The organism is Novosphingobium huizhouense, assembly GCF_020179475.1.
Taxonomy (GTDB): Bacteria; Pseudomonadota; Alphaproteobacteria; order Sphingomonadales; family Sphingomonadaceae; genus Novosphingobium; species Novosphingobium huizhouense.
Genome location: NZ_JAILXZ010000007.1, coordinates 34,631 through 56,273 on the forward strand (window position 1 = coordinate 34,631; position 21,643 = coordinate 56,273).

The 21,643-nt window shown below is 69.9% G+C and carries 24 protein-coding genes and 1 tRNA gene; 12 read left to right on the forward strand and 13 right to left on the reverse strand.

The window, feature by feature from the left end:
- Positions 1-38: 38 nt before the first annotated feature.
- The 4 genes from hslO to K3A85_RS18165 form a co-directional block, all read right to left on the reverse strand.
- Entirely contained in the window at positions 39-947 is a 909-nt protein-coding gene (gene hslO / locus K3A85_RS17540; protein ID WP_225207808.1) for an Hsp33 family molecular chaperone HslO, read from the reverse strand.
- A gap of 2 nt (positions 948-949) precedes the next feature.
- On the reverse strand, positions 950-1,879 hold the full coding sequence (gene argF / locus K3A85_RS17545) for an ornithine carbamoyltransferase (protein WP_225207809.1): 930 nt from the start codon (positions 1,877-1,879) through the stop codon (positions 950-952).
- Positions 1,876-3,069, reverse strand: coding sequence for an aspartate aminotransferase family protein (locus K3A85_RS17550; protein WP_225207810.1), 1,194 nt, complete (start codon positions 3,067-3,069; stop codon positions 1,876-1,878). Before K3A85_RS17550 ends, argF begins: the two co-directional genes overlap by 4 nt.
- 167 nt (positions 3,070-3,236) lie before the next feature.
- Complete coding sequence (locus tag K3A85_RS18165) at positions 3,237-4,010, reverse strand: cold-shock protein (protein WP_318248102.1); 774 nt, start codon at positions 4,008-4,010, stop codon at positions 3,237-3,239.
- Between the two features lie 254 nt (positions 4,011-4,264).
- Here K3A85_RS18165 and K3A85_RS17565 point away from each other — a divergent pair, with 254 nt between their 5' ends.
- From K3A85_RS17565 to K3A85_RS17580, 4 genes are read left to right on the forward strand one after another with little or no spacing between them, the layout of a single operon-like run.
- Positions 4,265-5,116 carry a TerC family protein gene (locus K3A85_RS17565; RefSeq protein ID WP_225207811.1) on the forward strand — a complete coding sequence of 284 codons (852 nt, stop codon included), beginning with the start codon at positions 4,265-4,267 and terminating at the stop codon, positions 5,114-5,116.
- 5 nt (positions 5,117-5,121) lie between these two features.
- The gene (locus K3A85_RS17570; protein ID WP_225207812.1) at positions 5,122-5,553 is read left to right on the forward strand and encodes a TIGR01244 family sulfur transferase; all 432 of its coding nucleotides are present in this window, start codon (positions 5,122-5,124) and stop codon (positions 5,551-5,553) included.
- Positions 5,554-5,573: 20 nt separating this feature from the next.
- The gene (locus K3A85_RS17575) at positions 5,574-6,002 is read left to right on the forward strand and encodes a hypothetical protein (RefSeq protein WP_225207813.1); all 429 of its coding nucleotides are present in this window, start codon (positions 5,574-5,576) and stop codon (positions 6,000-6,002) included.
- On the forward strand, positions 5,999-6,919 hold the full coding sequence (locus K3A85_RS17580) for a sterol desaturase family protein (RefSeq protein WP_225207814.1): 921 nt from the start codon (positions 5,999-6,001) through the stop codon (positions 6,917-6,919). Before K3A85_RS17575 ends, K3A85_RS17580 begins: the two co-directional genes overlap by 4 nt.
- On the opposite strand, the gene K3A85_RS17585 is transcribed toward K3A85_RS17580, so the two are convergent.
- The 7 genes from K3A85_RS17585 to crcB all read right to left on the reverse strand — a co-directional run bounded on the left by K3A85_RS17585 (position 6,916) and on the right by crcB (position 11,129).
- Positions 6,916-7,212 carry a plasmid stabilization protein gene (locus K3A85_RS17585; RefSeq protein ID WP_225207815.1) on the reverse strand — a complete coding sequence of 99 codons (297 nt, stop codon included), beginning with the start codon at positions 7,210-7,212 and terminating at the stop codon, positions 6,916-6,918. The two genes, K3A85_RS17580 and K3A85_RS17585, sit on opposite strands and share 4 nt — an antisense overlap.
- Positions 7,213-7,273: 61 nt before the next feature.
- Positions 7,274-7,969: an ATP12 family chaperone protein gene (locus K3A85_RS17590; RefSeq protein ID WP_225207816.1), complete on the reverse strand. Its 696-nt coding sequence runs from the start codon at positions 7,967-7,969 to the stop codon at positions 7,274-7,276.
- The gene (locus tag K3A85_RS17595; RefSeq protein WP_225207817.1) at positions 7,969-8,190 is read right to left on the reverse strand and encodes a hypothetical protein; all 222 of its coding nucleotides are present in this window, start codon (positions 8,188-8,190) and stop codon (positions 7,969-7,971) included. Before K3A85_RS17595 ends, K3A85_RS17590 begins: the two co-directional genes overlap by 1 nt.
- On the reverse strand, positions 8,187-8,849 hold the full coding sequence (locus K3A85_RS17600; RefSeq protein ID WP_225207819.1) for an HAD-IA family hydrolase: 663 nt from the start codon (positions 8,847-8,849) through the stop codon (positions 8,187-8,189). Before K3A85_RS17600 ends, K3A85_RS17595 begins: the two co-directional genes overlap by 4 nt.
- Positions 8,846-9,448, reverse strand: a complete 603-nt coding sequence (locus K3A85_RS17605; protein ID WP_225207821.1) for an FMN-binding negative transcriptional regulator — start codon at positions 9,446-9,448, stop codon at positions 8,846-8,848. The genes K3A85_RS17600 and K3A85_RS17605 overlap by 4 nt, the downstream gene beginning before the upstream one ends.
- On the reverse strand, positions 9,448-10,731 hold the full coding sequence (locus tag K3A85_RS17610; protein ID WP_225207822.1) for an RluA family pseudouridine synthase: 1,284 nt from the start codon (positions 10,729-10,731) through the stop codon (positions 9,448-9,450). The genes K3A85_RS17605 and K3A85_RS17610 overlap by 1 nt, the downstream gene beginning before the upstream one ends.
- On the reverse strand, positions 10,728-11,129 hold the full coding sequence (crcB, locus tag K3A85_RS17615; protein ID WP_225207824.1) for a fluoride efflux transporter CrcB: 402 nt from the start codon (positions 11,127-11,129) through the stop codon (positions 10,728-10,730). The genes K3A85_RS17610 and crcB overlap by 4 nt, the downstream gene beginning before the upstream one ends.
- A 196-nt stretch (positions 11,130-11,325) precedes the next feature.
- On the opposite strand from crcB, the gene rpsU reads away from it, so the two are divergent.
- From rpsU to K3A85_RS17655, 8 genes are all read left to right on the forward strand, one after another.
- Positions 11,326-11,532, forward strand: a complete 207-nt coding sequence (gene rpsU, locus K3A85_RS17620; protein ID WP_008070684.1) for a 30S ribosomal protein S21 — start codon at positions 11,326-11,328, stop codon at positions 11,530-11,532.
- Between the two features lie 180 nt (positions 11,533-11,712).
- Positions 11,713-12,243: an FKBP-type peptidyl-prolyl cis-trans isomerase gene (locus K3A85_RS17625; RefSeq protein WP_225207825.1), complete on the forward strand. Its 531-nt coding sequence runs from the start codon at positions 11,713-11,715 to the stop codon at positions 12,241-12,243.
- 159 nt (positions 12,244-12,402) lie between these two features.
- The gene (gene gatC, locus K3A85_RS17630) at positions 12,403-12,705 is read left to right on the forward strand and encodes an Asp-tRNA(Asn)/Glu-tRNA(Gln) amidotransferase subunit GatC (RefSeq protein WP_225207826.1); all 303 of its coding nucleotides are present in this window, start codon (positions 12,403-12,405) and stop codon (positions 12,703-12,705) included.
- A 2-nt stretch (positions 12,706-12,707) separates the two neighbouring features.
- Entirely contained in the window at positions 12,708-14,192 is a 1,485-nt protein-coding gene (gatA, locus tag K3A85_RS17635; protein WP_225207827.1) for an Asp-tRNA(Asn)/Glu-tRNA(Gln) amidotransferase subunit GatA, read from the forward strand.
- Between the two features lies 1 nt (position 14,193).
- The gene (gene gatB, locus K3A85_RS17640; RefSeq protein WP_225207828.1) at positions 14,194-15,681 is read left to right on the forward strand and encodes an Asp-tRNA(Asn)/Glu-tRNA(Gln) amidotransferase subunit GatB; all 1,488 of its coding nucleotides are present in this window, start codon (positions 14,194-14,196) and stop codon (positions 15,679-15,681) included.
- 392 nt (positions 15,682-16,073) lie between these two features.
- The gene (locus tag K3A85_RS17645) at positions 16,074-16,751 is read left to right on the forward strand and encodes a hypothetical protein (protein WP_225207829.1); all 678 of its coding nucleotides are present in this window, start codon (positions 16,074-16,076) and stop codon (positions 16,749-16,751) included.
- Positions 16,752-16,753: 2 nt separating this feature from the next.
- Positions 16,754-17,695, forward strand: a complete 942-nt coding sequence (locus K3A85_RS17650; protein ID WP_225207830.1) for a hypothetical protein — start codon at positions 16,754-16,756, stop codon at positions 17,693-17,695.
- A 253-nt stretch (positions 17,696-17,948) separates the two neighbouring features.
- The gene (locus tag K3A85_RS17655; protein WP_225207831.1) at positions 17,949-18,521 is read left to right on the forward strand and encodes a hypothetical protein; all 573 of its coding nucleotides are present in this window, start codon (positions 17,949-17,951) and stop codon (positions 18,519-18,521) included.
- Here the strand turns inward: K3A85_RS17655 and K3A85_RS17660 are convergent.
- Together K3A85_RS17660 and K3A85_RS17665 are read right to left on the reverse strand one after the other, a co-directional pair.
- Entirely contained in the window at positions 18,505-21,423 is a 2,919-nt protein-coding gene (locus tag K3A85_RS17660) for a M16 family metallopeptidase (protein ID WP_225207832.1), read from the reverse strand. The two genes, K3A85_RS17655 and K3A85_RS17660, sit on opposite strands and share 17 nt — an antisense overlap.
- A 131-nt stretch (positions 21,424-21,554) precedes the next feature.
- Positions 21,555-21,631 (reverse strand) — tRNA-Met (locus K3A85_RS17665).
- Positions 21,632-21,643: the final 12 nt, after the last annotated feature.

Genomic DNA, 21,643 nt, shown 5'->3' on the forward strand with positions numbered 1-21,643 from the left:
GGCGCCGGGCGAGGCAATGGTCGCCGGCAAGGCGCGCATCACGCCGGGCGGATGCGGAACTCCTTCGAGCAGAAGGCGCAGTCGACGACGATCTCGCCCGCCTCGTCCGCCATCTCGGCCTGCTCGTCCGCCGGGAAACGCGCGATCAGCTCGCGGTAGTGCTCGAGCGTGCAGCGGCAGCCGCGCACGATGCCGGCGCCCGGCGCGATCCGCACCTCGCGCTCTTCATGGAACAGCCGCCACAGCACGCTCTCGAGATCGAGCGTCGGATCGGCCAGCTCGGCCGGGCTGACCGCGCCGCCCATGATCGAGACGTGCTCCCATTCCGGGTGATCGAGCCGCACGTGCAGACGCTCGCGCCCTTCCTCGCCTTCGGGCAGATGCTGCAGCAGCAGGCCACCTGCGGCGCACTGCCCGGGCACGGTCGAAAGCCCGACCCGGATCAGGGTGGGGACCTGTTCGGACTGCCAGAAATAGCGCTCGCACGCATCGCTCAGGCTCGCGCCTTCGAGCGGCACGATGCCCTGGTAGCGCTGGCCGGTGGCGGCAAGGTCGAAGGTGATCGCAAGATAGCCGTCGCCGAACAGGGCATGCAGCGTCGGATTAGGGCCCAGCTCGTCGAGCCGGGCGCGATCGTGGCGGACATAGCCGCGCAGCTCGCCATTGCGGAAATCGCACGCGAGCAGGTCGACCACGCCGTCCTCGGTCTGCGCCTGCATCGTCAGCTGGCCCTTGCCGTCCTTGAGCAGCGAGCCGAGCAGGGCGGTGAGCACCAGCGCCTCGGCCAGCAGGTTGCGGATCGGCCCGGGATAGGCGTGCGCCGAGAGGATCTCGTCGAGCACGGGGCCGAGCCGCACCATCCGGCCGCGCGTGTCACGATCGGGAATGGTGAATTGCAGGATGCGATCGAACCCGGTCCGGTCGGCATCCGTTTCCTGCTGCGCCATCGTCAGATCTGTCCAAACACCCAGCGCAGGACCGACTTCTGTGCGTGAATCCGGTTCTCCGCCTCGTCCCAGACGACCGAGCGGGGTCCATCGATAACCGCGTCGGTCACTTCTTCGTTCCGGTGCGCCGGCAGGCAGTGCAGGAACAGCGCGTCCGGCCGCGCGTGGGCCATCAGGCGTTCGTCGACCTGGAACGGCGCCATTGCCGCGAGCTTCGCCTCGGCATGGGCCTGGCCCATCGAGATCCATGTGTCGGTAACGACGACATCCGCGCCCGCGATCGCCTCGACCGGGTTGCGATGGAGGCTGATCCGCGCCCCGCCCTGCTCGGCCCGCGCCATGAAGCCGCGGTCGGGCTCGTAGCCTTCGGGCACGCCGATGCGCACATGGAACTTCATCAGTCCCGCTGCCTCGACGATCGAATTGAGCACGTTGTTGCCGTCGCCGAGCCATGCCACCTCGAGCCCTGGCAGCGCCTTGCCGTGTTCGATCACGGTCAGCAGGTCGGCCATGATCTGGCAGGGATGCGACAGGTCGGTCAGGCCGTTGATCACCGGCACGCTGGCGTAATGGGCCAGTTCCTCGACCTTGGCATGGTCGTCGGTGCGCAGCATGATCGCGTCGGCCATGCGGCTCAGAACCCGCGCGGTGTCGGCGATCGTTTCGCCACGGCCGAGCTGGGTCGTGTTCGAGTCGAGGATGACGGCACTGCCGCCGAGCTGGCGGATGGCGATGTCGAACGACACCCGGGTGCGGGTCGAGTTCTTTTCGAACACCATCGCCAGCACGTGATCGGCGAGCGGCGCGCCGGGATCGACCCGCCCCTTCGGCTGGCCCGACCGCGCGCGCTTGGCGTCGATCGCATCGGCGAGCATCGCCGCGATGCTGTCCCCCCCCGCATCGGCGAGGTTGAGGAAGTCGCGCTTGCTCATGTCGCAGGGCTTTCGACGCTATAGCTCGCCGCCGCGGCCGAAAGCTTGTCCATGAACTCGTCGATCTCGGCATCGCCGATGACCAGCGGCGGCAGGACGCGGAAGGTCATGTCGCCGGCCGCGACCGCCAGCAGCTGGTGGTTGTCGCGCATGTGCGCGACGAACGGACGCGGCTCGACCTTCATCTTCACGCCGAGCATCAGCCCGCGCCCGCGCACCAGTTCGAACAGGTCGGGATAGTTGCCGATGAACTGCTCGAGCCGGCCGCGCAGCCGTTCACCGGTGGCGGTGACCTGCGCGAGGAATTCGGGGTTCGCCACTACGTCGAGCACGGCTTCGCCCGCCGCCATCGCCAGCGGATTGCCGCCATAGGTGCTGCCGTGCGTGCCGATCACCATGCCGCGCGCGGCCTTTTCGGTGGCGAGGCAGGCGCCCATCGGGAAGCCGCCGCCGATGCCCTTGGCGGTAGCCATGACGTCGGGCGTCACGCCGTACTGTTCGTAGGCATAGAGCGTGCCGGTGCGGGCGACGCCGCACTGCACTTCGTCGAAGATTAGCACGAGGTCGTGCTCGTCGCACAGCGCGCGCAGCCCCTTGAGGAACGCTTCCGAGGCGTCGCGGATGCCGCCTTCGCCCTGGATCGGCTCGACCAGGAAGCCCGCGGTGTTCGGCCCGATCACGGCGCGGGCGCCTTCGAGATCGTCGAAGTCGACATACTTGAAGCCCTGCAGCAGCGGCAGGAAGCCGTGGTGCATCTTCTCCTGATTCGAGGCGCTGATCGTGGCCATGGTGCGGCCGTGGAAGGCGTTCCGGAACGTGATCAGCTCGTACTTGTCGGTGTTGCCGACGTGCTGGTGATAGGCGCGCGCGGTCTTGATCGCGCACTCCACCGCTTCGGCGCCCGAATTGGTGAAGAACACCGTATCGGCGAAGGTGAGGTCGACCAGCCGCTGCGCGAGGCGCTCGCCCTGCGGGCTGCCATAGAGGTTCGAGACGTGCATCAGCGTCGCCGCCTGGCGCTGGATCGCCCCGATCAGGTGCTCGTTCGAGTGGCCGAGCAGGTTCACCGCAATGCCGCTGGCGAAATCGAGGTAGCGCGTGCCGTCCTCGGAGATCAGGTGGCAATGCTCGCCTCGCACCGGACGCACGCCGCACCGGGGGTAGACGGGCATCAGCGGGGTGATCGACATCGACATCTCCTGTTCAATCGCGGGTACGATGCGGCGCAGGGCCGCGGGTGCGGTCTGAAGTTGGGAATCGCAAACGACAAATGGCGGCCCCGGAAGGCCGCCATCTGCGCGCGTCTAGTATGTTGCAGGCCCGCGGTCAAACGCGCCGACGGGCAATGCGGTCGGGGTCAGTCCTGACGCGGCACCAGGTTGACCGCCGAGTGCTTGCCTCGTCGATCGACCTCGAGATCGAACTCGAGCTTGTCGCCCTCGTTCAGCTCGCGCAGGCCCGAACGCTCCACCGCGCTGATGTGCACGAAGGCGTCCGGCTGGCCGTCATCGCGGGTGATGAAGCCGAAGCCCTTCATCGCGTTGAAGAACTTGACCGTGCCGGTCGCCTTCTCGCCGGTCAGCTGGCGCTGCGGCGCAGCCGGCTTGGCCGCGACCGGGATTACGTCGCCGACGACCTGGAGGTCGGCCGCCGAAATCTTGCCGCCACGGTCGACGAGGTTGAACTCGAGCTGCTGGCCCTCGGCCAGGCCTTCGAGGCCGGCACGCTCGACCGCGCTGATGTGGACGAACACGTCTTCGCCGCCGTCTTCGCGCTGGATGAAGCCGAAGCCCTTCTGGCCGTTGAAGAACTTGACGACGCCCTTGCCGGTGCCGACCACCTGGGCGGGCATGCCGCCGCCGCGCGGGCCGCCGAAGCCGCCGCCACCGCCGCCGCGCGGGCCGCCGAAGCCGCCACCACCGCCGCCGCCGAAGCCGCCGCGATCGCCGCCGCCGAAGCCGCCACGGTCACCGCCGCCGAAGCCGCCACGACCGCCGCCGCCACCGAAGCCGCCGCGGTCGTAACCACCGCCGCCGAAGCCGCCGCCACCGTAGGGATCGAAACCACCTTCGTCGCCGAAACCGTCGCGCTTGTCGCGTCCGCGACCCCGCCGCCCTCTGTCAAAACCCATAAAAACCAGTAAACCTTCGCTTCGCCCTGCTTTCCCGGCACCGCTGGCCGGACTCGAATGCCGGCGGCGCGACAAGGGAATCACGCCGGATTTCAGCCGGCCCTCTCCATTGCACCTTGGACTATAGCCGACAAAAACGTCGAGCGCGAACGGAATCCACCGTTTTCGGTGAAATTGGCGCGAAATACTTTGACATTTGCCGCAAGGACGCTCTCGCCTTGCCGACGCGCGCCGCATTCGGCACAAGCCACCCCATGGACATCCTTGCGCTTCTTACCGATCCTGCCGCCTGGGCGGCCTTCGTCACGCTCGTCCTGCTCGAGATCGTGCTCGGCATCGACAACCTGGTGTTCATCGCCATCCTGTCGAACAAGCTGCCGCGCGAACAGCAGCAGAAGGCCCGGCGCATCGGCCTGCTGCTCGCGCTCGGCCTGCGCCTGGGGCTGCTCACCCTGATCGGCTGGATCGTCACCCTCCAGGCCCCGCTGATCGACCTCGGCATCGCCGGCAAGCCCGGCCCGCACGGCGAGCCGACGTTCGAAACCGCCTTCTCGGGCCGCGACCTGATCCTGATCGCGGGCGGCCTGTTCCTCTTGTGGAAGGCGACCAAGGAGATCCACCACAACATCGACCCCGAGCCGAGCGGCGAGCTGCTCGACCACAAGGGTCATGGGGAAGCGGGACACGGCGAAGCGGGACACGGGGGCAGCGCCGGACAGGCGGTCGTCGCCAACTTCGGCGCGACGATCGCGCAGATCATCGCGCTCGATCTCGTCTTCTCGATCGATTCGATCCTCACCGCGGTCGGCATGACCGACGAAATCCCGATCATGATCGCGGCCGTGGTCACCACCGTGTCGCTGATGATGGTCGCGGCCGACCCGCTCGCCAAATTCATCGAGAAGAACCCCAGCCTCGTCATGCTGGCGCTCTCGTTCCTGGTGATGATCGGTCTCGTGCTGCTGGCCGACGGCTTCGGACTCCACATTCCCAAGGGATACATCTACGCCGCGATGGGCTTCTCGGTATTCGTCGAGTTGCTCAACATCGTCGGTCGCAACCGTCGCGAAAAGCGCCGGGCAGCCGACGCGGCCGCAAGGGGATGATGCGCATGTTCCGCAAGATCGACGACAAGACTTACGCCAGCCCGCAGATTACCGTGGAGGACGTCGCCGAAGCCCAAGCGCTCGGCATCGGCCTGATCGTCAACAACCGCCCCGAGGGCGAATCCGACGACCAGACCCCGGGCGCCGAGATCGAAGCCGCAGCGAGGGCCGCGGGCATCGCCTATGTCGCGATCCCGGTCAGCCACGCGGGCTTTTCGCTGCCGCAGGTCGAAGCGCTCGACGCCGCGCTCGCCAGCGCGGGCGATGCGCCCGTGCTCGCCTATTGCCGCTCGGGCACGCGCTCCACGCTGCTGTGGGCGCTGACCCAGGCCAAGCGCGGCATGGCGCCCGACCAGATCGCCGCCTGCGCGGCCGGGGCGGGCTACGACATCGGCCCGATCCGCGCGCAGGTCGACATGCTCGCCGCCCACGGCTGAGCTTCGGAGCCGCAAGGACGATGTCGGGGGGCATCAATCCATTGGCGGGACTTGCCGCGCAGGGCCTGCTGTCGCTCGTCGCGATCTTCGCCATCTGGTGGGTCGCGCGCGCGATGAAGCTCGGCGGCGACGTGCGCATTCGTGACGAGGACCATGCCCGCGCGCTTGCCGAAGAGGCGATCTGCGGGATCGATCCGGTCGAGGTCGCGCTCGATCGCGCGCGGATCGGCGCGCTGGTGCGCGGTGCGGACGGGCGCGTCCTGCTGCTGCGCCGCCACGGCAGCCACTTCGCCGCGAGGCTGATCGTCGACTACCAAGGCATCCGGCTCGACCGCCAGTTCCTCACCATCGCCACGCACGAGCGGCGGTTTGGCGCGGTCACGCTCGACCTCGGGGCACAGGCGCAGGCCTGGGCCGCCAGCCTGCGCCGTCTCGGAGCCGCGCGATGAAGCCGCTCGACCACCCGATCGAGGTCGTCGTCTTCGCGATCCCGGTCTTCATCCTCGCCATCGTGCTCGAGATGATCTGGGCGCAGCGCCGCCGTCCCGAGGCCTACGAGCCGGCCGATACGCTGACCAGCCTCGCGCTCGGCCTCGGCAGCACGATCGCCGGGGCGCTGACCGCCGGGCTCGTCTATGCGGCGGCCACCTGGCTCTACGCCCACCGCATCGCCACCGTGCCGTGGGCCTGGTGGTCGTGGATCGCCTGCTTCCTGCTCGACGACTTCAACTACTACTGGGCGCATCGCACCGGCCACCGCGTCCGCTGGTTCTGGGCGAGTCACGTCAACCACCATTCGAGCCAGCACTACAACCTGTCGACCGCGCTGCGGCAGACCTGGACCGGGTTCGTTGCGCTGTCGTTCGCCTTCCGCATCTGGCCGGCGCTGGTGGGCTTTCCCCCGGCGATGATCGTCACCGTCGGCGGCGCGAACCTCGTCTACCAGTTCTGGATCCACACCGAAGCGGTCGGGCGCATGCCGCGCTGGTTCGAGGCGGTGTTCAACACGCCGTCGCACCACCGCGTGCACCACGCCACCAACCCGCTCTACCTCGACCGCAACTATGCCGGCGTGCTGATCGTGTGGGATCGCCTGTTCGGCACCTTCCAGCGCGAGCTCGGCGAAGGCGAAGCGCCGGGGCTCGGCCGCATCCGCTACGGCATCGTCCGCCAGCTCGGCAGCTTCCACCTGCTCCACGCCGCGTTCCACGAATGGGCGGCGATGCTGCGCGATTTTCTCGCCGCGCCGTTCCGGCACAAGCTGTCCTACCTCGTGCGCGAACCCGGCTGGAGCCACGACGGCAGCCGCGAAAGCTCGGATTCGATCCGCGCCCGCTGGCGCGACCGGCACGCCGAGGACAACTAACGCGCGGCCTTGCGCCGGCGGGTTTCCCAGCCCTTCTTCGCCGCAGTCGATCGCTTGGCATGGCTTTGCGAGGAACCGGCCTTTTCCCCGCCGCGCTTCGACGGGCTGTGGTCGCTCGTGCGCCCCCGGCCCGCGCCGGACTTCTTGCCGCCACCGTCCTGCTTGTTGACCGTGGCCCAGGCGCGGCGCTCGGCCTCGTCCTTGCTCACGCCCCGGTCTTCGTAGCCTTCCTCGATGTGTTCGGCCTGTCGCTTCTGCTTGTCGGTATAGGCGTCCTTGTCTCCGCGCGGCATGGCGCTGCTCCTTCAGCTGTGCTGCCGAAAAAGCGATCCGGACGACGGGACGGTTCCCGCCTCAACCGCGGGCGAGGGCGGCGAAGCGCGCCGCGGCAAGGAAGGCCGCGCGCCGCTGCTCGCGCCGCGCCATGGCTTCGGCATCCTTGCCCCACAGTTCGGCCTGCCAGTCCTCTTCGAGATTGGCCGCGTTCCACAGCGTGTCGAGATCGGCATCGGGCAGGATCGCCTCGATCCCCAGCACCAGCGAGGCGGCAAGGCCGGTCGTGTTGCGCAAGGCGGCCAGCGCGAAGGCGTCGAGACCTTCGAGCACCGTGCGCAGCGCCGCCAGCGTGTCGGGGGCCTGCGGCTTGTGCATGATCCCCGCGACGCGCTGAAAGCGCACGCCGTGCCGGGCCTCGGCCGCGGCCAGCAGCGGCTCCCACACCTCGCGCTGGCGCGCGGCGAGCGGCTCGTCGGGCTCGGTGCGGTAGCACAATGTGTCGGTCTCGGCGTAGGGCAGCAGTTCGACGATCGCCCGCGCGCGATCGGGCGCGACGACGTCGAGCGCGTAGTCGGCCATGTCGCGCAGCACGAAGCGCGCAGGCTCGATCTCCTCGCCCTGCCCGTCCCATTCGGCGGCCATCGCCTCGGCCAGCGCCGCGCTCGGCACGATCTGCGGCTGGCCGGCCACGGTGCGGATGCCCCGCCCGTCGAGCGTGACCCGGTAGCCCTCGCCTTCCTGGGCGACGGCGACTTGCTTGTAGAAACGCTTCATCAGTCCCTGCTTTTCCAGCGGCGCGCCAGCAGCGGCGGCACGAAGAAGAACGCGGCCATCCCCACCAGCAGCAGCGGGAAGCCCGCTTCGGGCGGCACGGCCTTCAGCCAGGCGACATTGCCCGAGGACACCAGCACGCCCGCCAGCGCGATCAGCGCGCCCGCCAGGCGGACCGCCTGCAGCGCGGCGAAGCGCGCGAAGGCGGGATCGCGCGTGCTCATTCCATGCCCCGCAACAGCGCGCGCAGCTCGGCCATCGACGTCGCCACCGCTTCGGCCCCGGCGTCGATCAGCTCGGCAGGCTCGTGATAGCCCCAGTCGACGCCGAACGCGCGGACGCCGGCATTGACCGCCATTTCCATGTCGTAGGCGGTGTCGCCGATCATCGCGGTCGCGGCCCGCTCGGCGCCGGTGTCGGCGAGGCACGCCTCGATCATGCTCGGGTGCGGCTTCGACGGATGGCGGTCGGCGGTGTGCAGCGTCAGGAAGTGGCCGGTCAGGCCGTGGGTGGCGAGGCAATGGGCAAGCCCACGGTCGCTCTTGCCGGTGGCGACGCCGAGCAGCCAGCCGTCGCGGGCAAGCTCCTCGATCAGGCCGACGATCCCCTCGTAGAGCGGCTCGGCCACCGCGCCGGCTTCGCGGCGGGCGCGAAAGGCGTCCTTGTAGGCCTGCGTCAGCGCGGCGTGGTCGTCGTGCGCGCCCTCCGGATGCAGCCGGCGCATTGCCTCGTGCAGCGACAGCCCGACCACGCGGCGCGTCGCCTGCCGGTCGGGCGGCGCGAGGCCGCGGGCGGCAAAGGCGGTGTCCATCGCCGCGCAGATGTCGGCCTGGCTGTCGACCAGCGTGCCGTCGCAGTCGAAGATGGCGAGGCGCAGGCTCATGGCACCAGCCGCCGCATCAGCTGCGCGATCGCGGGCGAGCCTTCGGCCTCGAGCCCGGCGGCGACCCGCTCGCGCTCGTCGGGCGCCTTGTTCTGCGACAGCTTGAAGGTCGGTCGCCAGGCCAGCACTTCCATCTCGAATCCGGTGATCGCATCCATCAGCCGCGACAGCGCCGCCTCAGGCATCTTGTCCATGGTCCACGGCGCGCCCTGCGCCAGCCGCGACTCGTGGCGCGCCGAAAGCGCCTCCAGCAGCGCGCGCAGGCCCTCGCGCTCCATCTGCCGCACGCGCCCTTCGAGCTCGAGCGCGACATAGTTCCATGTCGGCACCTGCGCCGGGTCGGCGTACCAGCGCGGGCTGACATAGCCGTCAGGACCATTGACCACGACCAGCGCGGTTTCGCCCGCAAGGACCCGCGCCAGCGCGTTGCCGCGCGCGAGGTGGAACTGCACCGCCCCGTCTCCGGTCGAAAGCAGCGGGGCGTGGGCCACGCGGGGGCCGGCGGGCGTCGCGGCGAAGATCATGCCGAAGCCGATCTCCTCCAGCAGCGCCTCGTGCAGCGCGCGCTCGTCGTTGCGGAACGCGGGGTTGGGATGCATCAGCGCCCGGGACCTGCCGGCTTGCGCGGCGCGGGCGGCTTGCCCGTGGCCGGCTTGCCCGTGGCCGGCTTGCGCGCAGGCGCCTTGCCCGGTCCCGGCTTCTTGCCCGCCGCGACGCCGCCCGCGCGCTTGCCGGTCGGCTTGCGGGCGATCCCGCCGCCGCCGTCGGCGCGCTTGCGCCGCTCGCCGCGGCGTTCCTTGCGGTATTCCTTGGCGTGCGCCTTGGCCGCGCGCTTGGCGACGTCCTTTTCGCTGACCAGCTTGACCGGTTCGAGCGCGAGGTCGCCCTCTTCCTCGTGGAAGCCCAGGCTCGCCATGCTCGCCGCGAAGTGATCGGGCAACGGCGCGGTCACGTCGATCAGGTCGCCTTCGGGATGCTCGATCCGCAGGCGCCGGGCATGGAGGTGCATCTTGCGGCTGATCGTGCCGGTCAGGAACGCGCCCTGCCCGCCGTACTTGCCATCGCCGACGATCGGATGCCCGATCGCCGCCATGTGCACGCGCAGCTGGTGGGTGCGGCCGGTCAGCGGCTGCAGCTCGACCCAGGCGGCGCGGTTCCCGGCCCGGCTGATCACGCGATAGCGGCTGCGCGCCGGCTGGCCCTCGCCGCTTTCGTCGACCATCATCTTCTCGCCGCCGGTGCCCGGCTGCTTGGCGAGCGGCAGTTCGATCAGCCCGTCCTTCACCTCGGGCACGCCCATCACCAGCGCCCAGTAGATCTTGCGCGCCGAGCGTCCCGAAAAGCGCTTGGAGAAGAACGCCGCGCTGCCCGGGGTGCGCGCGATCAGCAGCACGCCCGAGGTGTCCTTGTCGAGCCGGTGGACCAGCCGCGGCCGCGGCTCGTCTTCGCCGACATAGGCGTCGAGCAGGCCGTCGACGTGCTCGTAGGTGCCGCTGCCGCCTTGCGTGGCAAGGCCCGGCGGCTTGTTGAGCACGATTGCGGCGCGATCCTTTTCGAGCACCATCGATTCGGCCAGCGCGATCTGCTCGTCGGTCAGGGGCTTGCGCTTGCGCGGCCCCTTGCTGGCAGGCGTGGTGCCGCCCGGCGGCACGCGCAGCACCTGCCCCGCCTCGAGCCGGGTGTCGACCTCGGCACGCTTGCCGTCGAGCCGGATCTGCCCGGTGCGCGCCCAGCGCGATACGGTGGCGAAGCCGACCTGGGGCAGGTGGCGCTTGAACCAGCGGTCGAGCCGGGCCCCGGCGTCGTCCTTCTGGATGGTGAACTGGCGGACTTCGGCTTCGTCGTTCTGGTTGTGGGACTTCGGTTCGTAAGGCTTGTTCATGCCGCCGCTCCCCGCATGATCGCCAGGCCGAGGAACAGCCCGGCAAGGCCCGCCGCCACCGACCCTGCGGCATAGGCCGCGGCAAGGCCGCCCTGCCCGCGCTCGATCAGCAGGGCGGTCTCGAGCGCGAACGAGGAGAACGTGGTGAAGCCGCCGAGCACGCCGACGCCGAGCAGCAGCCGCCAGGCCTCTGCGCCGTTCGCGCGCGCCAGCCAGCCGGCCAGCAGCCCCATCGCCAGCGACCCGCCGACGTTGATCAGGAACGTGCCCCAGGGAAAGAGCGCCGCGGGTCCGGCGATGGCGGTGACGATGCGGCCGAGATGGAGACGCAGGAGAGCACCGGCGCCGCCACCCAAGGCGACAAGTCCGCTGGCCTGCCAGGAAGAAGTCGATATCATTGGCCCGCCCTTAGCCGCTCGGGGCCGCAAATGCACGACATTGCTTGCCTTCGCCGTGCGGAATCGCTATCGGGCCGCCGGTTCGAGCCGCATCCGTTCGGATTCGGCCCGTTTTGTGTTTCCCGGAATCATGGGTGAACCCCGCGCTTGACGCATGGCGGGCTCTCGCTCGAAACTGATTGAGGTATAGCGGTTTATGCAAATTCTCGTTCGCGATAACAACGTCGACCAGGCCCTCCGCGCGCTCAAGAAGAAGCTGCAGCGCGAAGGCGTTTATCGCGAAATGAAGCTGCGCCGCCACTACGAGAAGCCCTCGGAAAAGCGCGCTCGCGAGAAGGCTGCCGCCGTCCGCCGCGCCCGCAAGCTCGAGCGCAAGCGCGCCGAACGCGACGGCGCGAAGTAAGGCGGAACGGGGCGATCGCGGGGAGAGGCCGACCTCTCCCTTCTCGCCTCTTGCCGAGCGGCCCTTGCTGGGCCAAGAGGGCGCCGTCGAAAGCGGCGCCCTTCGCGTGTCCGGCCCGAGCGGGCCGGCGAATCGGAGCGGTCCGCCGCACCTGTTTCGGGGACACCCAGAGGGGAAACAATGTCGGAAATCACGCGCGTTCCGCTGCAGCCCGTGGCCAAGGGCTCGCTCACCAGGATCTGGCTCGGCGTCATTCTCGCCGTCGTGGTCGGGGCCGCGCTGGCCTTTGCCGCGCGTTATCACGGCCTGGTGGTGGACACGCTCAAGGCCGGCACCGGCGCTTCGCCGACCAAGGCTGACGTCGTGCTGGTGAACTACGTCGGGCGCCTCGCCAGCGGCAAGGAGTTCGATCGCGGCGAAAAGGCGGTCATGCCGGTCGAAGGCGTGATCCCCGGCTTTGCCCAGGGGCTCCAGCAGATGCAGCGCGGCGGCAAGTACCGCCTCGAGATCCCAGCGGCGATGGCCTACGGCGCCAACGAGCAGAAGAGCCAGGCCACCGGCGAGGTGGTGATTCCGGCCAACAGCGACCTCGTGTTCGATGTCGAACTGCTCGACTTCAAGAGCGCGGCGGAAATCGAGCGCCAGCGCCAGATGATCCAGCAGATGCAGCAGCAGATGGGCGCGCAGGCGCCGGGCGCTCCGCAACCCTGACCTTCTCGCCGGGCGGACGGGCCCTTACGCCCTGAAGCCGCCCGCCCTCAACCGCCCGCCCTCAACCGGCCCCGCCCCGGGACCGGCCACGCCTTGAAGATCGCCGCGCGCCTGTGCTAGCGCGCGGCGTTCGTTTTTCAGGCTTCGAAAGCTCTCTTCATGTCCGTAGACACCGCGACCGTGGCGAAGATCGCCTCGCTGGCCCGCATCCGGGTCAGCGACGCCGAGATCGAGGCGATGGTGCCCGAATTGAACGGCATCCTCGCCTGGGTGGAACAGCTCGGCGAAGTCGACGTGACCGGCGTCGAGCCGATGACGGCGGTCATTCCCAACACGCTGCGCCTGCGCGACGACGTGGTGAACGCCGACCCGCTGACCGGCGGCGACATCCGCGACAAGGTGCTCGCCAATGCCCCCGCCGCCGAACACGGCTTCTTCGGCGTGCCCAAGGTGATCGAATAACCATGACCGACCTGACCGATCTCGGCGTTGCCGCCATCCGCGACGGCGTCGCCACCGGCGCCTTCACCGCCACCGAAGTCGCCACCGCGTTCAACACCGCTGTTGCGGAAGCGAACGACGCGCTGAACGCGTTCATCGTAACCACCCCGGACGCCGCGCTCGCCGCTGCTGCCAGGGTCGATGCGATGCGCGCCGCCGGCGAGCCGCTCGGCAAGATGGCGGGCGTGCCGATCGGCATGAAGGATCTCTTCGCGACGCAGGGCGTGCAGACCACCGCCGCCTCGAAGATCCTCGAAGGCTTCACCCCCGAATACGAGTCGACCGTCAGCGCCAAGCTGTGGGACGCGGGCGCGGGCATGCTCGGCAAGCTCAACCTCGACCAGTTCGCGATGGGCTCGTCGAACGAGACCAGCGCCTTCGGCAATGTCATCTCGCCCTGGCGCCGCCCGGGCGACACCGCGCCGCTCGCGCCCGGCGGCTCGTCGGGCGGGTCCTCGGCCGCGGTCGCCGCGCGCATCGCGCCTGCCGCCACCGGCACCGACACCGGCGGCTCGATCCGCCAGCCCGCCGCCTTCACCGGCATTTCGGGAATCAAGCCCACCTATGGCCGCTGCTCGCGCTGGGGCGTGGTCGCCTTCGCCTCCTCGCTCGACCAGGCAGGGCCGATGGCCCGCGACGTGACCGACTGCGCGATCATGCTCGAAGCCATGGCCGGGTTCGATCCCAAGGATTCGACCAGCCTCGACCTGCCCGTGCCCGAGTGGAGCGCGGCGCTGTCGTCCGATCTGCGCGGCAAGAAGGTCGGCATCCCGCGCGAATACCGCCTCGATGGCATGGACGCCGACGTCGCCCGCGTGTGGGACGAAGGCATCGCCTGGCTCAAGGATGCCGGCGCCGAGGTCATCGACATCTCGCTGCCGCACACCAAGTACGCGTTGCCGACGTACTACATCATCGCGCCTGCCGAAGCCTCGTCCAACCTCGCCCGCTACGATGGCGTGCGCTATGGCCTGCGCGATCTGCCGCAGGGCGCCGGCCTTCAGGACATGTACGCCGCCACCCGCGCCGCCGGCTTCGGCGACGAGGTCAAGCGCCGCATCCTGATCGGCACCTACGTGCTCTCGGCCGGCTTCTACGATGCCTACTACACCCAGGCGCAGAAGGTGCGGACGCTGATCGCGCGCGATTTCTCGCAGGCGTTCGAACAGGTCGACGTGATCCTCGCGCCGACCGCGCCGACCGCTGCCTTCGCGCTCGGCGAAAACAGCGACGATCCGCTGGCGATGTACCTCAACGACGTGTTCTCGGTCCCGGCGAGCCTTGCAGGGCTGCCCGCGATGTCGGTGCCCGCCGGGCTCGACCGCAACGGCCTGCCGCTCGGGCTGCAGGTGATCGGCCGGGCCTTCGACGAACAGGGCGTGCTCGATGCCGGCCTCGCGCTCGAACAGCGCGCGGCCTTCTCGGCGCGCCCGGCAAAGTGGTGGTGAAATGAGCGAGTATCGTATCCAGGGCGCCACCGGCGAATGGGAGGTCGTGATCGGCCTCGAAGTCCATGCGCAGGTCACTTCCAACGCCAAGCTCTTCTCGGGCGCGGCCACCGCGTTCGGGGCCGAGCCCAACGCGCAGGTGAGCCTGGTCGACGCGGCGATGCCGGGCATGCTGCCCGTCCCCAACCGCGAGTGCATCCGCCAGGCGGTGCGCACCGGCATGGCGATCGAGGCGCAGATCAACACCTGGTCGCGCTTCGACCGCAAGAACTACTTCTACGCCGACCTGCCGCAGGGCTACCAGATCAGTCAGCTCTACCACCCGCTGGTCGGCGAAGGCGCGCTGGAAATCCAGCTCGACGACAAGGATCCGACCTCGACCAAGACCATCGGCATCGAGCGCATCCACGTCGAACAGGACGCGGGCAAGCTGATGCACGACCAGCACCCGACGATGTCCTACGTCGATCTCAACCGCTCGGGCGTGGCGCTGATGGAGATCGTCAGCCGCCCCGACATGCGCAGCCCCGCCGAAGCCGGCGCCTACCTCGCCAAGCTGCGCCAGATCCTGCGCTACGTCGGATCGTGCGACGGCAACATGGACCAGGGCTCGATGCGCGCCGACGTCAACGTCTCGGTGCGCCGCCCCGGCGAGCCGTTCGGCACCCGCACCGAGACCAAGAACGTCAACTCGGTCCGCTTCGTGATGGCGGTGGTCGAGCAGGAAGCGCGGCGCCAGGTCGCGCTGATCGAGGACGGCGGCACGGTGGTGCAGGAAACCCGTCTCTACGATCCCGACCGCAACGAGACGCGTTCGATGCGCAGCAAGGAAGACGCGCACGACTACCGCTACTTCCCCGATCCCGACCTGCTGCCGCTGGTGCTCGACGAGGCGTTCCTTGCCGAGTGCCGCGCGAGCCTGCCCGAACTGCCCGACGCCAAGCGCCGTCGCTACGAGACCGCGCTGGGCCTGTCGGCCTACAACGCCGCCGCGCTGACCGCCGACGTCGAGACCGCGCGCCAGTTCGAGGCGCTGCTGGCCTCGGTCGCGACCGAGGCCGGCAAGGCCGAGGCCGACGTCGCCAAGCGCGTCGCCAACTGGCTGCTGTCCGAACGCCCGGGGATCCTCAATGCCAAGGCGATCCCGGCCGACAGCCCGAAGAATTCGCTCGAGGCGAACACCGCGATCGTGGTGGCGACCGAGGCGGGCACGATTTCCGGCAGCAAGGCCAAGGAAATCTTCGAGCGCCACCTGACCGGCGACATCGACCTCGCCGCCGAGATCGACAGCAACAAGCAGACCACCGACACCGGCGCGATCGAGGCGGCGGTCGATGCGGTGCTGGCCGCCAATGTCGACAAGGTCGAGCAGTACAAGGCCGGCAAGGAAGCGCTGTTCGGCTTCTTCGTCGGCCAGACGATGAAGGCGATGCAGGGCAAGGGCAACCCGCAGGCGGTCAACCAGGTGCTCAAGGCCAAGCTCGGCTGACCCCCGCCCGTCCGCCGGCTGGCCCCGAAAGGGGCCGTATAGGGGCCGTTTGGTGGCCGGGGGGTTTACGGGGTTTACACTGTCCTGGCGAAAAAATCGCGAGGGCGGCGTCGAAGCCGACGGCGGACCGCCGCGCGCCCGGCGCGAGCGGCCAAGACCCTGTCCGACAACGATTTCCAAAGAGCGTCGGGGCGGCTTCATACGCCTGCGCCCCGCTGTAGGAAAGCGTTATCGGGGCGCTCGCCGCTGCCCGCCACGATGCAGGTGCAATTTGCATATGCAATTGCACAATCACCGTCGTTGGCGCGCCGCGAGCAGAAATCCTTGAACCAATGCGGTTGCGCATTGTGCGCGGCCATGCTCTTGTCCCTCGATCCAAAGGGGGGCATTTCATGCATTGTTCAAGAGCGGCGCGCGGCCTGTTGTGGCTGGCCTGCGCCTTTACATCGGTAGCATCGGCGCAGGCCGAGCCGGGCGCAGCCACGGCATCGACGGCGCCCGCCGTCGTCGGCGCCGCCGGGGTTGGGGGAGGCGCCGGGGCCGCTGCCGCGACCAAGGGTGCGGCAGCGCCGTTCGCGATCCCCTCGCCCGAGGGGCTGACCATGCCGACGCTCGCGTTCACCGCGACCGCGCAGGACGAGCTGGACTACGACAAGTATTTCTACTTCCACCGCGCCGACACGACCTTCGCGCAGGCCTATGCCGACATCAAGGAATGCGATGCCCTGTCGAGCGGGAGCAGCATCTACTACGATTCGTCCTCGGCGACGGCCGCTGCCATGGCCAACTCGAGCGTGCTCGCCGCCGGCGTCGGCGGGGCGATTGCCGGGGCGATGATGGATGCCATCTTCGGTTCGTCCGCGCGCCGCGAGCAGCGGCGCCAGAACCTGCGCAACTGCATGCATTTCAAGGATTACCAGCGCTATGGCCTGAGCCACGAACTGTGGTCGGAGTTCAACTTCGAGGAAGGCAACGGACGCAAGAAGGAAGGCGTGCGCAACGATGCGCTGGCGCTTCAGGCGCTGGTTGCGTCCGGCCCCGCTCCCAAGACGAAGGAACTCGGCCTGTGAAGATGCGCACCATTGTCATGACCGCAGCGGCAAGCGCCGCGCTGGTCGCGCCGCTTGCCGTCCGCGCCGCGGACGCAGCCGCGTTCGTCGGTCCCGCTTCGGCCATCGAAGAACGCAACGTGCTGTCGGGGAAGGAGAAGCTCGACCCGACCGCCGGCTATATCCTGGTGACGGGGGCCACCCGGCAGTTCGGGATGTTCCTGCGCGCGCCCGACGACGCAACGCGCGCCGAATGGGAGAAGGACCGGCAGAAGGCGTTCGCCAAGGAGCACCGGCGCTACGAGAGCGACCTCGCGGCCTGGAAGACCGCGGTCAGCACCGCGCAGCAGACCAAGACAAACCCGCCCCCGCAACCCAAGGAGCCGAGCCTGGAGACGTTCGAGCACGCGCCGATCGCGCTGCAGGATGTCGCGACATTCGGCCCGCAGTTCGCCTATGCCAAAGGCGCCAGCTTCGCCTATCTGGAGAAAGTCCGGCCGGGGACCTACATCTGGTACGGCAACGTGATGGGCGGCAACGGCTACCCTGCTGCAGGCACCTGCATGTGCATGGGCACCGTGCAGTTCGAAGTGAAGCCCGGCGTGGTGACCGACCTCGGCAACGCGCTGCAGGCCCTGCCGCAATGGAACGCCGAGCTCGACGTGGCCCGGCTCCGGCAGAAGGAGGCCGACGACAAGCGCGTTGCCGCCGGCAAGGCGCCTGCCCCGCAGCTGGCCATGGTCGCGCTGCAGACCGAGCTTCCCGCCTCGCTCGCGGGCTGGCCCTCGGTCACGGCCGAGTTCCACGCCAGCCCCAAGATCAACAACTACTACGGCATCTTCGTTTCGCGCCTGCCGCCGGTCCCGGGCGTGCTGGGCTATCGCCGCGACGTGGTGGTCGACGCGCGCACCGGGCAGGACATCGACAGCCCGACGCTGGTAAGCCGGCAGAAGCCCAAGCTGTAGCGCCCTTCGCCGGGGAGGCGCGGCCATGCCCGCCTCCCCGGAACCGCATGCAAACGCCGCCAAATCCGAAGCGTCTCGCGGTCCTGACCGCCCCGCCCCATTGTGCCGGACGCGCCGGAGTGATGCTCTTGCCGCACGAGGGGAGGCGGCGATGGCACGGCGGACCGGGGACAGTAAGAACGGGGACCGGGAGAACGGGCACGGGGAGAACGGGCACAGGCAGAGTGGGCCGGGGCAGATCCGCGCGCTGGCCGTGCTCGTGCTCGTCGTCGGCGCGCTGACGGCCACGCCGCTGTGCGCGACGGGCAAGGCGCATCAGGCCGGCCCCGCATCGACTGGCATCCCATCCCCGCCCGCGCCCGCAGCGCCGCCGTTACGGGCGCTCGCGCAGGTGCGGCTGCTGGTCGACCTGCCGCGTACCCAGAGGGCGGGGGCGCGGGCGGCGGGGATGCTGTGCTTGCCCAACGGCGTGGTGCGCGTGGTCGACCTGGTCGGCGGCGATGCCGCGCTCGAGGCGACGGTGCGCGCGGCGCTGGCGCGCGCGGGCGAAACGCGCCTGCGCGGCGGCGGCGACATCGAGATCCACCTGACCGAAGTGTCGGTGAAGCTCTGCGCGCGCAAGTGGGGCGCCTTCGGGATCGGCGGCGACCACGGCGCACTGTCGGGCGAGGCGAACTATGCCTTCCGCTGGACCCGCACCGGCGATGCCGAACCGCGCAGCGCCCGGATCGCGCTGTCGATCGACCGCCACGCGCCGATGACCGCCGGCGAGATCACCGGCCGGGCGCTCGACCTGCTGTTCGACAGGATCATTCCGGCAGCCTGAAATCCTCGATCGGCAGGCCGAGCCCGGCAAGCTGGGGCCGGACCGACCTTGCATCGCCGACCACGACCCAGGTCAGCGCCGCCGGATCGACCGCGCCGCGGATCGCCCGGTCGAGCTCGGCCGCGCCGAGGCGGCGGTAGCGGTCGGGCAGCTTCGCGTAGAAATCGTCCGGGCGCTGGCGCGAGACGATTCGGTCGATCGCATCGAGCAGCGCGGGCGTGGTCTCGAGCAGCCCGGGCAGCTTGCGCGCATTGCCGCTGGCGGCGAGGTCGAGTTCGGCCGGCGTGGTGCCGCGCTTGCCGAGGTAGTCGGCAAGATCGGCGCGGATCGCGGCGACGGCGGCGCCGGCCTTGTCGGTCTGCACCGGCGCGACGACGAGGAAGGCGCGGCGGTCGAGCCGGTCGTTGACCACGCTGTAGACGCCGTAGGACCACCCCTTGGCTTCGCGCAGGTCGGTGTTGAGGCGCGACAGGAAATCGCCACCGAGCACGTCGTTGGCGGTCTCGAGCGGCACCGCGTCGTCCTTGCCGGTGAGCGCGAGCGGCTGGCCGGCGACGATCGTCGCCTGCGGCATGCCCGGACGATCGACCAGCAGGATGCGCGCGCGTGGCGGCGCCAGCGTGCCGGGGAAGCCCTTGGCCGGGGCCGCGTCGGCGGGCGGCGTCCAGTCGCCGAAGCTCGCCTCGAGCAGGCGGGTGACTTCGGCGAGCGTGGTATCGCCGACCACGATGATGCGGGCGCGGTCGGGGCGGAACCAGCGGCGGTGGAACGCGGCGAGATCGTCGCGCGTGAGCCTGCCGACCACGGCGCTGTCGCCGAGACCCGAGGGCGCCCGGCCATAGGGGTGATCGGCGCCGTAGATCGCGGGGTAGAGGATGCGGGTGGCGAGCGCCTGCGGATTGCTGCGCTCGGCGGCGATCGCGGCGAGTTGCTGGGCGCGGACGCGTTCGAGCTCGGCGGGAGCCAGCGCCGGGCGGCGCACGTAGTCGGCGAGCAGATCGAGCGAGGGCGCGAGGTTGGCCGCCATCGCATCGAGCTGGAACACCGTGGCGTCGGCGCTGGCCGAGGCGGCGATCTGGGCGCCGAGGCGCTCGCGCTGGCGCGCAAGCTCGGTCGAGGAGCGGGTGGTGGTGCCCTCGTCCATCACCTGCAGCAGCAGCGCGCCGGTGCCGAGCGCATCGGCCGGATCCGCGGCGTAGCCCGCATCGAAGCTCACCCGCACCGAGACGGCGGGCACCGCGGCGCGGCGGGCGAAGACCACCTGCATGCCGTTGGACAGCGTCGCGCGCTCGAGCGCGGGGAAGGCAAGCGCATCGACCGCGCCGGCGGGCGGGATCGTGCTGCGGTCGACCGGATCGGCAAAACCGGTCATCGGCGGCAGCGGCGCAACCTTGCGCGCCGCGCGGGGCAGCGGCGGCAGCCCATCGCCGCCGCGTTGCTCGCCGCCCGATTCGCGCGCGCCCGGGACAACCGTGAGCGCGAAGGCGGGTCGCGTGAGCCAGCGGCGCAGCGCCTCGCGCACGTCGGCCGGGGTGAGCGCGGCGGCGCGCTTCAGCTCGGCCTCGACCACGGCGGGATCGTTCGCGAACAGCAGGCCCTCGGCGAGCGCCTGCGACTTGCCGCCTTCGCCGCCGACCGATTCGAGCGCGCGGATCTGGCCGCTAGCGACGACCGTGAGCGCGCGGGTCAGCTCGTCGGCGGTGGGGCCCTCGGCGATCAGCCGCGCGAGCTCGGCATCGAGCGCGGCGCCGGTGGCGGCAGGATCGCCGCCGGGCTTGACGTCGGCCTGGACGAAGAACTGCCCGCCCTGCCCGAACACCTGCGCGCCGGCGCTGACCGCCACGGCCAGCTGCTTTTCGCGCACCAGCGCATCGTCGAGCCGCGAGCTCGACAGCCCGCCGAGGATCACCCCGGCGACCTGGAGCGGCAGGTAGTCGGGCTGGTCGTAGCCGGGAATCGCCCACATCCGGGTGATCCGCGTGGTCGCCACCTGGTCGTGGATGGTGCGCGCGACCGGCGCGGGAAGCGTGGGCACCGGCACGGCGACCGGCTGGACCTTCGGCCCGGCCGGGATCGCGCCGAACCACTTCTCGGCCTTGGCGCGGGCGGTGGCAAGGTCGACGTCGCCCGACAGCACCAGCACGGCGTTGTTCGGGCCGTAGTGATCGGCGAACCAGCGCCGCACGTCGGCCAGGCTGGCGGCGTCGAGATCGGCCATCGAGCCGATCGTCGAATGGCGATAGGGATGGCCGGCGGGATAGAGCGTCTCGAGCATCTCGTAGTCGACGAGGCCGAACGGCTCGTTGTCGCGCTGGCGCTTCTCGTTCTGGACGACCGCGCGCTGGGCATCGAGCCGCTTCTGCGTCACCGCGGTGAGCAGGTAGCCCATGCGGTCGCTTTCCATCATCAGCGCGCGATCGAGCGCTGGCGTGGGCACGGTCTCGTAGTAGTTGGTGCGATCGAACCAGGTGGTGCCGTTCATGTCGGTGGCGCCGGCCTGGGTCAGCGGCTGGAAGAAATCGCCCGGCACGTGGCGCGTGCCATAGAACATCAGGTGCTCGAACAGGTGGGCGAAACCGGTCTTGCCCTGCGGTTCGTGCTTCGAGCCGACGCCGTACCACACCGCGACGCCGACGACCGGCGCCTTGCGATCGGTGTGGACGAGCACGGTCAGCCCGTTGGCGAGCGTGAACCGCTCGTAGGGCAACGCGACCGCCGAGACGAGCCGCGACAGCGGCGCGGGCGCGGGTGTGGCAGCGGGTGCGGCGGCGGAGACGGGCGCGACCGGCGGCGCCGCCGCGGCAGGGTCGAGCCGCGCGGTGGGCGCGCAGGCCGTGAGCGCGCCCGCAGGAAGTGCAAGCGCAACGAGCGAAGGGACGAGCGGGAAGGGACGACGCGACATGAGTGCTCCGCAAGGGTCGGACGCGCCCGGTGTAGCGTCTTGCGCCGCGGATGCCAGCGACGACGTGTCGAGCCGTCCATTGCGGGTTGGCGTGGTTCAACCTTGGATTGATGCCTGGTAAGTTTAGGATCTGGTTGCGGGGGCAGGATTTGAACCTGCGACCTTCAGGTTATGAGCCTGACGAGCTACCGGGCTGCTCCACCCCGCGTCACCATGTGGG

What these genes read in the sequence shown, in the direction of transcription:
- hslO (WP_225207808.1), bottom strand. Translation starts at nt 947, where the DNA reads ATGGCGCAGCAGGAAACGGATGCCGACCGGACCGGGTTCGATCGCATC.
- argF (WP_225207809.1), bottom strand. Translation starts at nt 1,879, where the DNA reads ATGAGCAAGCGCGACTTCCTCAACCTCGCCGATGCGGGGGGGGACAGC.
- K3A85_RS17550 (WP_225207810.1), bottom strand. Translation starts at nt 3,069, where the DNA reads ATGTCGATCACCCCGCTGATGCCCGTCTACCCCCGGTGCGGCGTGCGT.
- K3A85_RS18165 (WP_318248102.1), bottom strand. Translation starts at nt 4,010, where the DNA reads ATGGGTTTTGACAGAGGGCGGCGGGGTCGCGGACGCGACAAGCGCGAC.
- K3A85_RS17565 (WP_225207811.1), top strand. Translation starts at nt 4,265, where the DNA reads ATGGACATCCTTGCGCTTCTTACCGATCCTGCCGCCTGGGCGGCCTTC.
- K3A85_RS17570 (WP_225207812.1), top strand. Translation starts at nt 5,122, where the DNA reads ATGTTCCGCAAGATCGACGACAAGACTTACGCCAGCCCGCAGATTACC.
- K3A85_RS17575 (WP_225207813.1), top strand. Translation starts at nt 5,574, where the DNA reads ATGTCGGGGGGCATCAATCCATTGGCGGGACTTGCCGCGCAGGGCCTG.
- K3A85_RS17580 (WP_225207814.1), top strand. Translation starts at nt 5,999, where the DNA reads ATGAAGCCGCTCGACCACCCGATCGAGGTCGTCGTCTTCGCGATCCCG.
- K3A85_RS17585 (WP_225207815.1), bottom strand. Translation starts at nt 7,212, where the DNA reads ATGCCGCGCGGAGACAAGGACGCCTATACCGACAAGCAGAAGCGACAG.
- K3A85_RS17590 (WP_225207816.1), bottom strand. Translation starts at nt 7,969, where the DNA reads ATGAAGCGTTTCTACAAGCAAGTCGCCGTCGCCCAGGAAGGCGAGGGC.
- K3A85_RS17595 (WP_225207817.1), bottom strand. Translation starts at nt 8,190, where the DNA reads ATGAGCACGCGCGATCCCGCCTTCGCGCGCTTCGCCGCGCTGCAGGCG.
- K3A85_RS17600 (WP_225207819.1), bottom strand. Translation starts at nt 8,849, where the DNA reads ATGAGCCTGCGCCTCGCCATCTTCGACTGCGACGGCACGCTGGTCGAC.
- K3A85_RS17605 (WP_225207821.1), bottom strand. Translation starts at nt 9,448, where the DNA reads ATGCATCCCAACCCCGCGTTCCGCAACGACGAGCGCGCGCTGCACGAG.
- K3A85_RS17610 (WP_225207822.1), bottom strand. Translation starts at nt 10,731, where the DNA reads ATGAACAAGCCTTACGAACCGAAGTCCCACAACCAGAACGACGAAGCC.
- crcB (WP_225207824.1), bottom strand. Translation starts at nt 11,129, where the DNA reads ATGATATCGACTTCTTCCTGGCAGGCCAGCGGACTTGTCGCCTTGGGT.
- rpsU (WP_008070684.1), top strand. Translation starts at nt 11,326, where the DNA reads ATGCAAATTCTCGTTCGCGATAACAACGTCGACCAGGCCCTCCGCGCG.
- K3A85_RS17625 (WP_225207825.1), top strand. Translation starts at nt 11,713, where the DNA reads ATGTCGGAAATCACGCGCGTTCCGCTGCAGCCCGTGGCCAAGGGCTCG.
- gatC (WP_225207826.1), top strand. Translation starts at nt 12,403, where the DNA reads ATGTCCGTAGACACCGCGACCGTGGCGAAGATCGCCTCGCTGGCCCGC.
- gatA (WP_225207827.1), top strand. Translation starts at nt 12,708, where the DNA reads ATGACCGACCTGACCGATCTCGGCGTTGCCGCCATCCGCGACGGCGTC.
- gatB (WP_225207828.1), top strand. Translation starts at nt 14,194, where the DNA reads ATGAGCGAGTATCGTATCCAGGGCGCCACCGGCGAATGGGAGGTCGTG.
- K3A85_RS17645 (WP_225207829.1), top strand. Translation starts at nt 16,074, where the DNA reads ATGCATTGTTCAAGAGCGGCGCGCGGCCTGTTGTGGCTGGCCTGCGCC.
- K3A85_RS17650 (WP_225207830.1), top strand. Translation starts at nt 16,754, where the DNA reads ATGCGCACCATTGTCATGACCGCAGCGGCAAGCGCCGCGCTGGTCGCG.
- K3A85_RS17660 (WP_225207832.1), bottom strand. Translation starts at nt 21,423, where the DNA reads ATGTCGCGTCGTCCCTTCCCGCTCGTCCCTTCGCTCGTTGCGCTTGCA.